Origin of the sequence: Desulfuribacillus stibiiarsenatis (assembly GCF_001742305.1) — a bacterium.
Lineage (GTDB): Bacteria > Bacillota > Bacilli > Desulfuribacillales > Desulfuribacillaceae > Desulfuribacillus_A > Desulfuribacillus_A stibiiarsenatis.
The window spans coordinates 78,369-92,117 of record NZ_MJAT01000003.1 but is presented as its reverse complement, the minus strand read 5'-3'; the positions used below and the strand labels follow the sequence as shown (position 1 = coordinate 92,117).

Annotated in this window: 14 protein-coding genes; 7 read left to right on the top strand and 7 right to left on the bottom strand. The window is 38.1% G+C overall.

Annotated elements, in window-relative coordinates:
• Window positions 1–94 precede the first annotated feature (94 nt).
• On the bottom strand, window positions 95–574 hold the full coding sequence (gene rlmH, locus BHU72_RS02960) for a 23S rRNA (pseudouridine(1915)-N(3))-methyltransferase RlmH (protein WP_069701144.1): 480 nt from the start codon (window positions 572–574) through the stop codon (window positions 95–97).
• 198 nt (window positions 575–772) lie between these two features.
• Here rlmH and BHU72_RS02955 point away from each other — a divergent pair, with 198 nt between their 5' ends.
• A complete protein-coding gene (locus BHU72_RS02955; protein ID WP_069701143.1) occupies window positions 773–1,387 on the top strand; it encodes a 50S ribosomal protein L25 in 615 nt (204 codons plus the stop codon).
• 136 nt (window positions 1,388–1,523) lie between these two features.
• Entirely contained in the window at window positions 1,524–2,327 is an 804-nt protein-coding gene (locus tag BHU72_RS02950) for a HipA family kinase (RefSeq protein WP_069701142.1), read from the top strand.
• Here BHU72_RS02950 and BHU72_RS02945 read toward each other — a convergent pair.
• The 3 genes from BHU72_RS02945 to BHU72_RS02935 all read right to left on the bottom strand — a co-directional run bounded on the left by BHU72_RS02945 (window position 2,308) and on the right by BHU72_RS02935 (window position 7,137).
• On the bottom strand, window positions 2,308–3,372 hold the full coding sequence (locus BHU72_RS02945; protein WP_069701141.1) for a YheC/YheD family endospore coat-associated protein: 1,065 nt from the start codon (window positions 3,370–3,372) through the stop codon (window positions 2,308–2,310). The two genes, BHU72_RS02950 and BHU72_RS02945, sit on opposite strands and share 20 nt — an antisense overlap.
• Window positions 3,373–3,578: 206 nt before the next feature.
• Window positions 3,579–5,678 (bottom strand): sensor domain-containing diguanylate cyclase, encoded by a 2,100-nt coding sequence (locus tag BHU72_RS02940; RefSeq protein WP_069701140.1) that lies wholly within the window; start codon window positions 5,676–5,678, stop codon window positions 3,579–3,581.
• A gap of 19 nt (window positions 5,679–5,697) precedes the next feature.
• Window positions 5,698–7,137 carry an extracellular solute-binding protein gene (locus BHU72_RS02935; RefSeq protein WP_069701139.1) on the bottom strand — a complete coding sequence of 480 codons (1,440 nt, stop codon included), beginning with the start codon at window positions 7,135–7,137 and terminating at the stop codon, window positions 5,698–5,700.
• Window positions 7,138–7,488: 351 nt separating this feature from the next.
• Here BHU72_RS02935 and BHU72_RS02930 point away from each other — a divergent pair, with 351 nt between their 5' ends.
• From BHU72_RS02930 to BHU72_RS02920, 3 genes are all read left to right on the top strand, one after another.
• Complete coding sequence (locus BHU72_RS02930; protein ID WP_069701138.1) at window positions 7,489–8,061, top strand: LysM peptidoglycan-binding domain-containing protein; 573 nt, start codon at window positions 7,489–7,491, stop codon at window positions 8,059–8,061.
• A gap of 131 nt (window positions 8,062–8,192) precedes the next feature.
• Window positions 8,193–9,359 carry a SpoIIE family protein phosphatase gene (locus BHU72_RS02925; protein ID WP_069701137.1) on the top strand — a complete coding sequence of 389 codons (1,167 nt, stop codon included), beginning with the start codon at window positions 8,193–8,195 and terminating at the stop codon, window positions 9,357–9,359.
• A 51-nt stretch (window positions 9,360–9,410) separates the two neighbouring features.
• Window positions 9,411–9,608 carry a ferritin family protein gene (locus BHU72_RS02920; RefSeq protein ID WP_069701136.1) on the top strand — a complete coding sequence of 66 codons (198 nt, stop codon included), beginning with the start codon at window positions 9,411–9,413 and terminating at the stop codon, window positions 9,606–9,608.
• Between the two features lie 94 nt (window positions 9,609–9,702).
• Here BHU72_RS02920 and BHU72_RS02915 read toward each other — a convergent pair whose 3' ends face one another.
• Entirely contained in the window at window positions 9,703–10,089 is a 387-nt protein-coding gene (locus BHU72_RS02915; RefSeq protein WP_069701135.1) for a hypothetical protein, read from the bottom strand.
• A gap of 251 nt (window positions 10,090–10,340) precedes the next feature.
• Here BHU72_RS02915 and BHU72_RS02910 point away from each other — a divergent pair, with 251 nt between their 5' ends.
• Window positions 10,341–10,535, top strand: a complete 195-nt coding sequence (locus BHU72_RS02910; RefSeq protein ID WP_069701134.1) for an RNA polymerase sigma factor — start codon at window positions 10,341–10,343, stop codon at window positions 10,533–10,535.
• On the opposite strand, the gene BHU72_RS02905 is transcribed toward BHU72_RS02910, so the two are convergent.
• Entirely contained in the window at window positions 10,521–11,213 is a 693-nt protein-coding gene (locus tag BHU72_RS02905; protein ID WP_069701133.1) for a DUF421 domain-containing protein, read from the bottom strand. The genes BHU72_RS02910 and BHU72_RS02905 overlap by 15 nt on opposite strands.
• A gap of 226 nt (window positions 11,214–11,439) precedes the next feature.
• On the opposite strand from BHU72_RS02905, the gene BHU72_RS15335 reads away from it, so the two are divergent.
• Window positions 11,440–13,269 carry a PAS domain-containing protein gene (locus tag BHU72_RS15335; protein ID WP_083248222.1) on the top strand — a complete coding sequence of 610 codons (1,830 nt, stop codon included), beginning with the start codon at window positions 11,440–11,442 and terminating at the stop codon, window positions 13,267–13,269.
• Between the two features lie 40 nt (window positions 13,270–13,309).
• Here the strand turns inward: BHU72_RS15335 and BHU72_RS02895 are convergent, their stop codons facing one another.
• Entirely contained in the window at window positions 13,310–13,732 is a 423-nt protein-coding gene (locus BHU72_RS02895) for a hypothetical protein (protein ID WP_069701132.1), read from the bottom strand.
• Window positions 13,733–13,749: the final 17 nt, after the last annotated feature.

The following is a 13,749-nucleotide window of genomic DNA, read 5'->3' as shown; positions in this document are numbered from 1 at the left end:
AAATGAGAAAGATATGAACTTCCTTTGTTCGATTGCTCGCCTTCATCTCACCACCTCTATGTATTGAAAATGCTAAATTTTCTTAAAACCGTAATCATTTATGGTAAGGTTCACCCTTTATGATCCTAAACGCCCGATACACCTGCTCCAACAATATCAACCGCATGAGCTGGTGTGGAAATGTCATTTTCGAGAATGATAGTTTCTCATCAGCTCTTTTCAGTACTTCTTGACTTAATCCCAAACTCCCACCAATGACAAAGGTGATATGGCTTTTGCCATAGGTTGCTAGCTTGTCCATGGATTCAGCCAGCTGCTCTGAGGATTGCTGCTTCCCTTCAATTGCTAGAGCAATGCAATAGCTATCTGGTTTAATATTGCTTAGAATCCTCAGCCCCTCTTTATCTTTAACTTGAATTTCCCCTGCCTCACTTAAGTTCTCAGGAGCCTTCTCGTCTGGTAATTCTATAATCTGAAGCTTGGCATAACTGGATAGCCGCTTCGCATATTCATCGATTCCCATTTGCAAGTACTTCTCTTTTAATTTCCCAACTGTAATAATTGTGATTTGCATAGGTGCCCTCCGTTATAACGTTTTCATTATCATACCCTAAATCTTAACTGATGGGATTAATAAAAAGTTTTTAAGCGGCAGTACACAATGTTTCTGTTTTTAAAATTGTTTATATGAAATTTGTGTAAATATCAAGGAAATGGGCGAGACTAGGGAAAGGAATGAAAAGGATATTCTAACTTTTGGAGGTTTGGTATTATGGAAAACCCAAAATTACAGCTATTCGATAGAAAGTCAAAGCCGTATTCTAACGCAAGAGCAGCCCTTAGGGATGGGCATGTTCCTGGGGTAATGTATAGCAAAGGTAATCAGTCGCAACCCTTCTATGTGAACGAGGCTGATTTGGCAAAGCTATTAAGTACGTATGGAACAAGCAGAAAAGTCGAAGTTAATTTTAACAATGAAATTTCCTTTGCAATTATTAAGCAATTCCAAAAAAATAGCTTGCGTGGCCAATATCTACACGTAGATCTTCAGCCTTTAGATGAAAATGAGAAGGTGAAGCTTGTAAGTAACATACATATTCTTCACCGTGATGCTGTAGAGCAGGGAGGCAAAATCCTACAGGTTCAGACTCACGATGTAGAAATTGAGATGTATCCTCGCTATATGCCAGAGACTGTTGAATTTGATGCTGCTATGTTATTAGAAAAAGATACGATTACATTAGCAGATTTAAATATCGCAGCAAATAGGGATATTGAAATTCTAGCTGACTTAGATACCGTAGTCGCGACCCTTGTCTATTCGCAGGTGTCGGATGAGGTAATAGACGAAGCGAATGATCCTGTTGTTCATGGAATAGAGTCTTAAGGACATTTTATAAACAATAACTACTAAAGCACAAGACCTCTGCTAATTTGGCAAAGGTCTTTGTTTTTTGAGTCCGAATGCTCCCGTATTCAGCTATTGCTGAATACTATATAGTATTTCGAATGGGGGCATCTTAATGGCAGGTAAATGGAAATTCGAGAACGTTGTAGCTAGCAAGGAGAGCGTTGGCACCGTATGGTATGTCTCTCATGTAGATCCAACGAATAAGCGGGGTTACTTCAAGTTCCCCACTGCTAAGAGTAAGAAATATAGTGGTCCGTTATCTGCCAATGAATACATTGCTTACAAATTAGCAAATTTAGCAAAGCTCCCTGTTGCTACCGTAGAACTGCAGACGATTAATGAACAATTAGGTACTGTTTCCATCAAGCATTCTGCTAACCGACTACTGAACTGGACAAACCTATATAGTCAATTTAACTCTAAAAACATTTTCAATCATATCTATAAACCAGAACGCCTAGTTAAAATGTTTGTTTTTGATATTTGGATTCTCAACATTGACCGTAACAACCGTAATATTATCTTATATCGTAAAGCATTGGATGATCGTTCGAGTAGTTTAAACGCTACCAATATATTCAACTTCTACCTTATCGACCATGGATTAAGCCTGTTAGGTGCAATCGCATGGAAAAAAAGAGCTGCTACGAGTACCTATTGGAATCGCGTCGCGAAGTACAACAATCGCTATCTTAATGGTCTTCCTACGTACCTTCTAAAGCACAAAAGTTTATTACGCAAATACGCCAACATGCTACAAAAAATCCCCAATGACCACGTTAGTAAAATCATTGAGGATACTCCTGATACCCTGTTGACTAGTCATGAAAAAAGCCTTCTGAAAAAATTTCTGATTAATCGTAAAAGCCTCCTCCCTATGCTTGTGAATCAATGGATTAAAGATTTTGAGAAATAAGATATTTCCCATAAGCTATTGGATTCTCGTACGTCTCTTGAAAGGTCTGTTCCATCCCCGCTAGAAGAAAACTATAGCGTTGGTCTCGACTATTCATTTCAATAAAGTAGATTCGCTCTTCATCATCCACTCCGAAATCAAATCCAACATCCGATAGATTTGATAAGTTCTTTTCAAGATACCTAATAATTTGTAAAGCAACTGTGGAGATTTTATTCTTTATTCTTAAATATGAGCTATTCCAATATATTTCATCTAGTCTCTTAACGGTGCCACCCTGAAAAACGTTGCTTAAGTAATGACCTTTCCCTGCTACCTTTGCCACCATGCCAGTTACTTGCCATTTTCCCTCGAAATTTTTCTGAACGGAAACACGGATGTCAAATGGCCTTTTGTTATAGGTTTGCAATACGATTGTCTGTTGTAATATACATCTAGAACCTTTGGTATATCGAACTAAAAAATCAAATAGTTCTTCTTTTGTCTTTTCAAAAATTAGCTTCCTATTTTTGTTCTGATGGGTAATTCTCCAAAGGTTAGCTTCCACTTTTGACAATTTGACTATTCCTTTGCCAACTGCTCCGCGGTCAGGTTTCAAGAAAAAAGATGAAAAGCGACAAAAGTAATTGAGGTTTCTTTTCGTAAATAATCGAGTGATAGGCGAGTATGCTTTTAGCGATCTATGCTTCTCGAGCAACTGGTGAATTTTAAGCTTACTATACGTGTTCCAACCATTAAATAAGACGAATCCTCTTTTGCGTAGCTTTACTATTTGATTTTGTTGCCGAGTACCATAAACAGCTCTATTATGAATGACTTTAGGAACTGAAATCTTTCTTGTTGTCCACGTATTATGACCCTTAGGGAATTTGGCAATTACAACATTAGACTTCATATCGATATCGTTGAATCGGAAGAAACATATCTGTAGTCCATATTTCTTAGCAGCATCAAGATACAGGTCAACCTTTTCATAGCCTTCACCATTTAAAATTGCATTCCTATCACGATTACCAATTAAGATGCCTAAATAAGGTTTCCCCATAACTACACCTCCATTTCTCCCTATCTTGCTTAGGATAGCAACTCCTACTATAGAGTATGAAACAAGGGTAATTTAGCTTCCTATCAAACATCTATTTATCTTTTTATAGTGTATAGCACATACCCTACAGAATTTACCCTGGACAACCCGTTTTGTTCATATTTAAAGCCGCCAATCAATGGCGGCCTACTTTTATTCATCTATCTTCAGTATTTACATGTACCCTTTGCCTGTTCCTTTGCTTCATATAGCATTTCGTCTGCCTGTTGTAACAGTTCATCATAGGATATTTCCCAGTTTTCAATCCACACTAAACCAGCGGAAATTGATATAGCCTTCTTTTCTCCATTCGGATATTCTATCGGCTCTTGTTCTAGATTGCGATACAATTGCGCTATCACTTCTTCAATAGCATCTCTACTTGGGTAGCCATGTAAGAACAGAACAAATTCATCCCCTGAGCGCCTACCTACAATCTTTCGCCCGTCTGCAATTAGGGTTAATTGTCGCGCTGCTTCCTTAATATATATATCTCCCCACTTATGACCAAACGTATCATTAATTATTTTCAAGTTGTCTAAATCAAACATTAATAATGCAGCTGTATTAAGCTCGGAACCCATCTTCATAAGCTCTTCTATACCTTGCTGTGCTGCCCTACGATTCAATATATTGGTAAGCGGGTCATGGTCGCGGTCCTGCTTTATTACTTTCTTCTGCAATATCTCCTCTGTTACATCAATGACTACTCCCAGAATACTTGTTTCGTAAGAAACCGTTTTGATTCGCACCCATTTGTATCCATTGATATTATAGACTCCTTCTTCATCCGGCTCTGGATGACGAAAAATATCTTCTATCATATTCTTAAATAATTCCTTATGCTGTACTAGCCTACTCATTTTTTTATTGTCAATGGAAAGGACCTGTTGAAGCTGATCCGTAACAAATACATGGTTCGATTCATCTCGACATTCAAAGGCTCCAATCGGAACTTCCACAAGGTCTATGATTCTGGACATCTTAATTGTGGACTCTAATAGTGCATTATTCGCCGATACTATTGCAGTTGCTAATTCATCAACCTCCGTAAAGCCTGTAGGCTGAAAAGATAGTGCTGTTTCTTTATCACCTTCGCGAACTTGCTTTGCTAACTGTATAATCGGCTTTGTGAAATAATAGCTGACAATGTAACCACTAAATGCCCCAATTACAATGGATACGAGTAAAGATACCCAAAGGATACGTTGGATTTTGACAACATAGTTAAGTAAATGGCTCTCCGTTATCATCCCAATTAAATACCACTTTTCACCCTCAAAAGGCGTATTGTAATGATATAACTCTATCGCTTTGACACAGGCAAATATTGGCTGGCCACTCTTGTGGTTCTCTATACTATAGATATCGCGTTCTTCATCTACGTTATGGAAAATTAGTGGTTCACTATTTCGTATCATTCGTTTTTGTAAAGCACCTGTCATAACAATCGGATGAATATCAGTACTTTGGTCACCTTGAAAGCCAATCATATAACCCAAGGAGTCCTTTGATAGTATCTCGGTTGCGGGCAGAAACTGGGTTACATAATTGACAGACACTTCAACACCAATTACACCTCGCAACCTTTTTTCGGCATCGAACAACGGCATTGTATATGTTATAATCGGCAAATCGTCCTCTGACATCTGAAATGGTGGACTCAAATACCCCAATAGCTGCGTTTGAAAGGTCAATGATGCATTAGTATATGGATTGTCATAAAAGATTCGATTACTTTCATCTAGCTTTAAATTGTAACCCCACATTTGGTCTAGAGGAATTCGTAGTTTCTTTGCTAGCTCGGAGGGCCCGGCTACTAAATACAAATCTGAATTACTAATGTCATTCAGTAACGGGTCGTAGTCCCTAACATAAATAGCCGCCTTGCCATTCTCCTCACGCTCGTCTTCTTCCAATATAATGAAAGCCCCCGTTACCTCTGTAGCCCTTAACATAGCGATCACATCTTGAATCGCTTCATCAAAAAATGATTGTGTATCCGTATTGTTTGACAAAACCCGAGAGATTTTGGACACAAAAGGGTCCATATTTGTCCATCTATTTTTCATTTCTTCTTGTATGATGTTCTTGCGGTTGCTTACTTTCTCATAGAATGCCTGATACGCGTTCTCTTTAGCCTGGCTCAATACACCAGCAACTATCATGGTAATAGTTAGCAGGACAGCTTGAATGACAATTAATAGGATTACAAATGCTGTTAATTTAAAGACAATGGATTTTTTATCCTTTATTTTGTTTTTCATAAATCCACTGCCCTTCTCTCTACCTTGTGAAGATTGAATTTGCTTCCATCATGAATTGTTTGTACCAACTTTGAAACTGTTCTTCTGAGCTTAGGGAATTAATGATAAGTTTACGGTCTTCACCCTTTTGTTCTCTTTTCTGTAGTGCTTCAAGGTCATTTTTAATTCGCTGATTTAAGTGGTTTTCTAGCAACACGCGTATTTCATAACTTCCTTCAAACGGCTTATTTGAGAAAAAAGTGTGGGTGTCAAGCATCTTCATCGTTGTATTAATTGATCCTTTTATCGCTTCATTTGCCACTTCTGTTCCCTCTAGCGCACGTAATATTACTTCTTCTTTTAAAGCATCATTTTTCACAGGAAAATATGCAGTGGTTACTGCAAATTCAACGTTCTGCTCCGGCTCTGTGAACCACTTTAAAAACAGTGCTGCCGCATATTCGTGGGCCTTATCACTTTTGGTTATACACATACCTGCCCCCTGTTGAATTGCATAGGGAATGCCTGACTGAAAATGCGGATAGGGCAATACTAAGGAGTCCACTGGATGAATCTCTTGTTGACTAATTGTGATTTCCTTAGGAAAGTACGCCGCACCAGCAGATGAACCTGTATAAGCTAATACTGTCCCCGTGCGAGCATCATCGGAACTAAATCGACCTGTTTTTACAAAATAGCCTTCTATGTATGGTATGTAATAGTGGTCCCATATGGTCTTCGCAACTACTTGATTAAAGTTTATTGTATTCGTCTTACTGTTATAGAAGTTCTTGTCATCATTTATATTGCTCAATTGTATTGCTGTTAATAGCATATAATTGGCAGTCGCATCAATACCCATAAACCCTTTCCCAGAATACTCATAGTATCTCTGCGCTGTTGCAACGATCCCTTCCCAGGTGCGCAAATCATTGAGATTAGCCCCTGTTGCATTGGCGAAGACTTCCCAATCCGTCTTATTTAAATAAAGATTTTCCGTTGATTTTGCTATTGGTATGATCTTAATCTTGTCATCTTCAGTAAATCGACCTTCTTCTAAGAAATCCTGGCGAAAAGACTGTAGTTCTGTCTCTGTAAAATATGACTCTAACTCTACTAGCTCAACAATTTGATTAACTCTATAGGCATTTTCAGGATAGGCTGCAAAAATATCAGGCATCGGGTGTGCACCAAGTGTTTTATTCGCAGCATCAAACACAGCATTGGCTAATTGTTGCACATCGCTATGACTTTGCGCATCTACAACAATTCCTCTTTGCATACCAATTGTCTCATTAAACTCTGCCACCAAAGCGTCGAACTTGTCCTTAATCTGGCCGTTGTAATAATGCCAAATAGTGATAGTTGTTGGCTTTTTAGGGTCTAGTAAATCCTTTTCCCCTGTAAACCAACTGCACCCTGCTAGCACCAAGATACTAAACAAAGTGCTGATAATAATCATAATCTTTTTCTTTGTCATATATTCCCTCTCCAATTTGGCAAAAATATCTTTTTCCTATTATAACATTTTATTACTATTGTGGAATTGATATCTTTCTTTATATCTACATCTTTACGAGATACATATATTCCGTTTCATAGTATATGGCACACTCCTTTTCTTAATTCCGTTAATATGCTATATAAAACGAGGAATGGAGGTGATATCCTCCATCCCTCTCCTATATTCTATGATAGCGATGTATTTCGTTTTCTTGATAACGCTTAGATACTAGCATTTTCAATAAAATTTCATATGATATTCTATGACTTTTGGCTATATGTTTGAGCCTGATTTCATCTAGTAAAATCATATGGAGGTATTTATGTTATGAATATACAACAAGCAAGAGTTCCGCAAAGCTGTCCACCTGGATTTCTAGCAAGGTATACCGTAAAACCTGGCGACACATTTTATATGATTGCTCAAATGTTCCGCGTACGATTGGAAGCCTTAGCAGTCAATAACCCGCACATTACCAACCCTAACATCATATATCCCGGGGATGTGTTATGTGTACCTGGGTTAGTTGCTTTCCCTTGTTGTGTCTCCTTACATGCAAGAGGGCGCGTACCGTTTGGAACTGGCGGCGTAGGATATATCAACTTCGCACCGCAGGGCGGGCAAGCCGTTAATATTATGGCCACTTTGCCGCAGCCATCGTTTTTTGGGGATTACGATATTTATACTGGAGATATTTTCATCCCAGATATCGGTGGGTTTGGAAATCAATTATCCCCTACTCCGCAGGCCCCACCGAATTGGTCAACTAGGGTAGAACTACCTACTGTCGCTTCTATTACACCAAATTCGCAAATTGTAGTTACCCCATTTAACTCTGTTACTGGTAGAACAGGGCCTATCATTTTAGAAGGCTTTGTCACGAATGTTACATGTAGCTAGAAAGTAATTCATACTAGCCCCGATAGCGCAAATCTTCTATGAAATCTTTTAAAAAATATGTTAAAATAAACACGGTTTAGATTTTCGCTGTGTCATATATTACCTAGATACGACTTCACGAGGAGAGGCTTATGGGGCACCCTAAAGATTTACATGATATCTTTGAAAATATCGTCAATACAACTGAGGATTTCTATTTAGTATGCGATCGTACTGGTCGCATACTCTTTGTGAATCTCGCGATGCAGGATTTTCTTGGGCTTACATCGAATGATTTTGACTCATGTAGGATCTCTTCCATATACAATGTTATTATTGATGCGGATCATATAAAGTTAGCAAAGCTTCTTGATAAGATATCCTCTAATTCTTCATTTCAAGAAACACTAATGTTTCAAAAAAAGAATCTAATTAGAGCACCTTTAGAGATTTCAATTCGAGAAAGTGCTGGAAACCTTTATATTCACGGAAATAAATACATTGCTCATCTGCATCGCCTTCAATCAAAATATAATACAGAAATTAAGAACGCATACCGTATCTATCAACGTTCACTCCCTGACAGTCTCCCTACAACGGAAACCATACAATTCGCAGCATACTACCGCCCTGCAGAGGATATTGGTGGAGATATCTACGATGTGTTTAAAGTAAATCATGGCATGCTTAATGATTTCTTTGAGCAGTATGTCGTATTTGTGTGTGATGTGACTGGACACGGCTTAGATAGTGCGATGCTTTCTTTATTTGCAAAAGAGACGATTCAATCCTATTTCGATCATAAACATTTTGAAGGTCAGACCCTATCACCCAAAGAAATATTACAGTATTTTGTGCAGGAATATTTAAAGGAAGGCTATCCAGAGGACTATTTCGTATGTATGCTACTAGCAGTCTTCGATTTGAAAAACGAGGAGTTCATATACTCTAGTGCTGGATTTCAAAATCCCCCACTCCTGATTCAACATACTACGGCAAACCTTGGCATAGAAGAATTAAATTGTGGAGGTATGCCAATCTCTTCAGCTTTGGACGAAATCATTATGAATTACCCTGAGCATGTGCGGAGCATTTCTCCTGGTATGACATTTTTGTTCACGACTGATGGAATGCCCGAGCAATCTGTCGCTGGAGAATTATATGACAGTCGTATGAAACAAGCCTTTTTAACGCACGCGAAAGAGAATCCTGATCTGATTGCTGAACATTTATCCAATGATTTCCTTGCATTCAGCAAATTAGAAAAAATCACTGACGACATCACCTTAGTAATTGCACAGTTACCATTAAAAGAGTAGATTATAAGTAGTAGAATTTTACGTCATTAAATATAGAAGGGGTGTACGTGAGTGCAAGAGATTTTGGACGGATTGCTAGAAGCCATTGAAGATGAGCGAAAAGCACAAAAGCATTACAAAATGCTAGCAGAAAAAGCGGAGGATCCACTGTTGAAAAAGGTCTTCGAGCAAATGGTAAAGGAAGAAGAAGGCCATGAAAAGCTGCTTAGTTCTCGTTATGAAGCCCTTCTGAAATTAGCGAATAAGTAATAAGTAATCAAAAAATCTAGGGGAGACTTTTAATGTCTCCCCTAGATTTTTTATTTCCTCTTATTTTTATTCTATTTCTTATTTTATCTTCTCTTTATTTCTTAAACTTGCGGTACCAACTATAGACAAGTTGCGCTACTATTCCTGCCACTAATCCGATAATAACCCAAGTAAATAGTGAAATAATCCCGACAAGATCTCCCCAACCCGTCATTCCATCCACAAAGCTTTGAAACATAACATAATTACCTATAATTAGACCACCTATAAAGAGACTTAATGCTATACTATACGCAAACAAAAATAACAACATGGTTATAATTCCCATAATTAGTGCAAATCCACTAAAAGCAACAAGGTTGATGATTTCTAATTGATTACCCAAGATAACTTTCACGCCGATAAAAAGGCTTAAAAATGCTAAGAGTGCGATACAAAATCCTAAAATAAGTGCAGTACTTCGGCTATTTCGCGTTGTCATTGTTTCCCTCTTCTCAGTTTGTATTCGAAACCTATAAGTATAGACGTATCTTATACTTTTTTTGTTCCAAATTAATGATTGTAGAATATTGACAGTTAATGTAGAATATGTAAAACATCTTAAGATTTTCTTAAGTGTATTGATTTTTTCCAATTATTTTCATATACTTATTGCTGTACTACAATTACTAGTGCAGTTAATACGGAATTTTTTAGTTGATTCACGGACTTTAGTAAAGGAGTACATGATATATGTCTATTACGACACTCAATATATTTGAATTATTATCACCAATCAACAAAAGAGTCTTAGGACTCCGATATATGACGAACTTTACTTATAAGGAAATTGCTGAGGCCTTATCCATGACTGAACAAGAGGTCTCGAAACGCATGTTTGAGGCACGTAAAGAGTATAAACGTCTATCTGAATCATTCAATCAGTGAGTCATCATCTTTTACTTTATACACATCCTCTATCTTATCATCCCTAGTGTCTATGTAGATATTCCCGTTCTTGTTCAATGCCGCTAGAAAAACCTCATTTACATCCTTTACTCCATGTTTCATTAGCTCGTTATATAACCACTCATGGGTTTTGTTTAATTGTTTTAGATTCAATTCTTGAATCCTTCCATCTCGGACGAGCTCTGTGGATATCCCATGTTTAGCATTTTTTTTGATTACACTAAGTGTTCCATGAGGCTCTATCATTGCCAGGTCAACTTCTGTCATGTCAAAGATATTTTTATCACGGAGCTGCATGACCAAATCATCTTGATTATAGCGGATAGATTTCATGTTATGCTCGAGAATTTTGCCATTTTGGATAACGATAATTGGCTCTCCTTCTATGAGCTTTCTAGCTGTAACACTCTTCAATGTAATAAACCCCGTAATTAAAGCCATTCCTGCAAACACGACAGAGCTTAATAATACATAGTTACCCTTTACCTCTGATGTAACAAAAGCCCCTCCGATGTTCCCAAGCGTAATTCCCGTAACAAAGTCGAAGAACGTCAGCTGCCCCAACATTTTCTTACCAACCAATCTTACAAGGATGATGAGTAAGATGAAAACTACGATAGGATATAGCACAGCTTGAAATAATTCATACAGATCCATTATCTCACCCCTCAATAAAGCCAGCACTTTCCCTGTGAAATCACATATCTGTAATTTGCGCGATATTCTGTAAATTTATTACAACCTTATCGGTTCGTCATTATGACTTCCACTTGTGCTTCTAAACTGTTGCCATCCATATTTTGCTATAGTATTATTTTACATAAGTAATATATGGCATTTTTACGTTTCTTTCTACGGATCTTTTTGGAAGGGTTGATAGATTATGTCTGAACCACGTATCCAATACTTGTCCAATGAAGTTGCTTTCTTAAAACAGCAACTTAATGAAGCTCATGAAAAATATAAAATTGCGTTAAACGTTTTGATGGATTGTTTTGTAATATTTTCTGCGATACGAGATGCTGAGGAGCGGATTATTGACTTTCGCTTTGAAAGCATCAATCAAGCAGCGAGCGAATTCCTTGGCGTTCCTATAGAAGAAGCATCCAACTTCTCTTTGCTTGAACTATATCCTGGATACGTCGAGTCTGGACTCTTCGATCGATACTGCGAAGTGGTTTTGACGAATCGCCCTGCTGTACTTGAAACATCCACCTATAATCGAGATGGGGAACTTAGCTATATTAAGGTATCTGTTGCGAAACTTACCGACGGTGTAGTCGTGAGCTGGGATGATATTACAATGGAGAGAAAATTAGAGGAAGAGCTTGATAAGAATTTATCAAAATTAGCCATCGTTTTGTCTAGTATGTCCGATGGCTTTGCGATTTTCGACCAGAACTGGCGGTTTCTTTACATCAATCCTAAAATCGAAGAACTATTGAATAAAAGCAAGCTCGATTTACTAGGCCGCAACCTCTTTCGGGTATTCCCTGAATTCATCAACTCTACAATTTTTGATTTTATTCAAGTGCTATCGCAGGCTCGGCTCTCCAACAGTACGGAATGTTTAGACCCAATCAACAATACATACTACGACATCACTGCGTATCCATATGAAGACGGATATGCTGTGATCGTCCGCGATATTACAGCAAAAAAAGAACTTCAACTAGCTGCAAAACGCTCAGAAGAACTGTTCTTTAAGTCATTTCATTTAAGCCCAGCTATGATGTGTTTAATTTCAGTTGAGAAGCGAACAGTCCTGGATGTGAATGATGCTTGGTGTTTCTTTACGGGATATACCAAAGATGAAGTAATTGGACAATGCACTGATGTGCTAACGGTTTTCTCCAATCACTATCCCATTGATTCTGACGTATTGGATTCAGGGTCTTCCGGTAGTCGGTCGAATTTTAAAGTTAAATGCTTAACAAAACAGGGACATATCAGGGAGTTAATCCATTCATCGGAGATTATCGAGGTTACTGGCGAGATGTGTTTCTTATATGTTGCACTAGATGTGACGGAAAACGAGAAACTTACGCGTGAAATTGCTCGCCTTGATAAATTAAATCTAATTGGTCAGATGGCGGCTGGCATTGGCCATGAGATTCGCAATCCATTAACGACCGTCCGTGGATTTCTACAGTTTATGATGAGCAAGGAATACTTCGCTAACCATAGCCATCATTTCGAGCTAATGATTTCTGAATTAGATCGTGCCAATCATATTATTACAGAATTTCTATCGCTCGCAGGCTATAAACATTATGATAGGCAATCGCATAATATAAACCTTCTCGTGGAAAATATCTTCCCTTTACTGCAATCTGAAGCTTTAAAAGAGAATAAAAATATTTCGTTCCTTTTAGAAGATATCCCGAAGGTTGATATTAACGAGATGGAATTTCGCCAACTAATATTAAATCTAGTGAAGAATGGCTTTGAAGCAATAGACTCAGGTGGATGTGTAAAGATTCAGACTTATAGTACCGTTCATTCTGTCGTGTTGCGCATTGAAGATACTGGTCATGGAATACCAAGCGATGTACTAGGCAAACTAGGTACCCCTTTCTTTACCACTAAGAGCCACGGAACTGGACTAGGGCTAGCAGTATGCTATAGTATTGTAGAACGTCATAACGGTAGAATCGATGTTGCTTCTAACGAACATGGCACTTCCTTTACCATTCACTTCCCCCTTCCTTAATGCAAAGAACCCCAGCACCTATTGCGTGGGGTTTTCTTATTTACCCAATAATCCAGTGAAAAATATTCTGGAAGAAATCTGCAATTCTTCCGAATAGACCTTTCTTTTCTTCTGCAACTGTTGTTGTATATAGCTCTTCTGCTATACCTGATTCAGCCGCTCCTGTTAATGTTACCATGTCTTCTGCCACTTCCATTTGCTCATTGCCATCAGTGACAGCCGTGATTCTCATAAATTCTTCCGGGATTTCACCTTCTACTCCATCAATTGCCATAATTTTGAACACTGGTTCGTCTCCACCAATCACTCCAGCAATGGGATCAATGCTCTGTTCGATGCGGTCTTGATTCTCTTGAATCATCCTTTTATTCATCTCATCTGAGTCTGTGATCATTGCAAAGCCCGGTGTTGCTGCTGCGAATACCATACCTGCAGTGACGGCCATCATAATTTTTCTTTTCATTATTTGAACTCTCCTTT

Excerpts from the sequence above, each read along its gene's own strand:
- rlmH (WP_069701144.1), bottom strand. The coding sequence starts at position 574 with ATGCAAATCACAATTATTACAGTTGGGAAATTAAAAGAGAAGTACTTG.
- BHU72_RS02950 (WP_069701142.1), top strand. The coding sequence starts at position 1,524 with ATGGCAGGTAAATGGAAATTCGAGAACGTTGTAGCTAGCAAGGAGAGC.
- BHU72_RS02925 (WP_069701137.1), top strand. The coding sequence starts at position 8,193 with ATGGGGCACCCTAAAGATTTACATGATATCTTTGAAAATATCGTCAAT.
- BHU72_RS02915 (WP_069701135.1), bottom strand. The coding sequence starts at position 10,089 with ATGACAACGCGAAATAGCCGAAGTACTGCACTTATTTTAGGATTTTGT.
- BHU72_RS02945 (WP_069701141.1), bottom strand. The coding sequence starts at position 3,372 with ATGGGGAAACCTTATTTAGGCATCTTAATTGGTAATCGTGATAGGAAT.
- BHU72_RS02940 (WP_069701140.1), bottom strand. The coding sequence starts at position 5,678 with ATGAAAAACAAAATAAAGGATAAAAAATCCATTGTCTTTAAATTAACA.
- BHU72_RS02905 (WP_069701133.1), bottom strand. The coding sequence starts at position 11,213 with ATGGATCTGTATGAATTATTTCAAGCTGTGCTATATCCTATCGTAGTT.
- BHU72_RS02910 (WP_069701134.1), top strand. The coding sequence starts at position 10,341 with ATGTCTATTACGACACTCAATATATTTGAATTATTATCACCAATCAAC.
- BHU72_RS02895 (WP_069701132.1), bottom strand. The coding sequence starts at position 13,732 with ATGAAAAGAAAAATTATGATGGCCGTCACTGCAGGTATGGTATTCGCA.
- BHU72_RS15335 (WP_083248222.1), top strand. The coding sequence starts at position 11,440 with ATGTCTGAACCACGTATCCAATACTTGTCCAATGAAGTTGCTTTCTTA.
- BHU72_RS02955 (WP_069701143.1), top strand. The coding sequence starts at position 773 with ATGGAAAACCCAAAATTACAGCTATTCGATAGAAAGTCAAAGCCGTAT.
- BHU72_RS02935 (WP_069701139.1), bottom strand. The coding sequence starts at position 7,137 with ATGACAAAGAAAAAGATTATGATTATTATCAGCACTTTGTTTAGTATC.
- BHU72_RS02930 (WP_069701138.1), top strand. The coding sequence starts at position 7,489 with ATGAATATACAACAAGCAAGAGTTCCGCAAAGCTGTCCACCTGGATTT.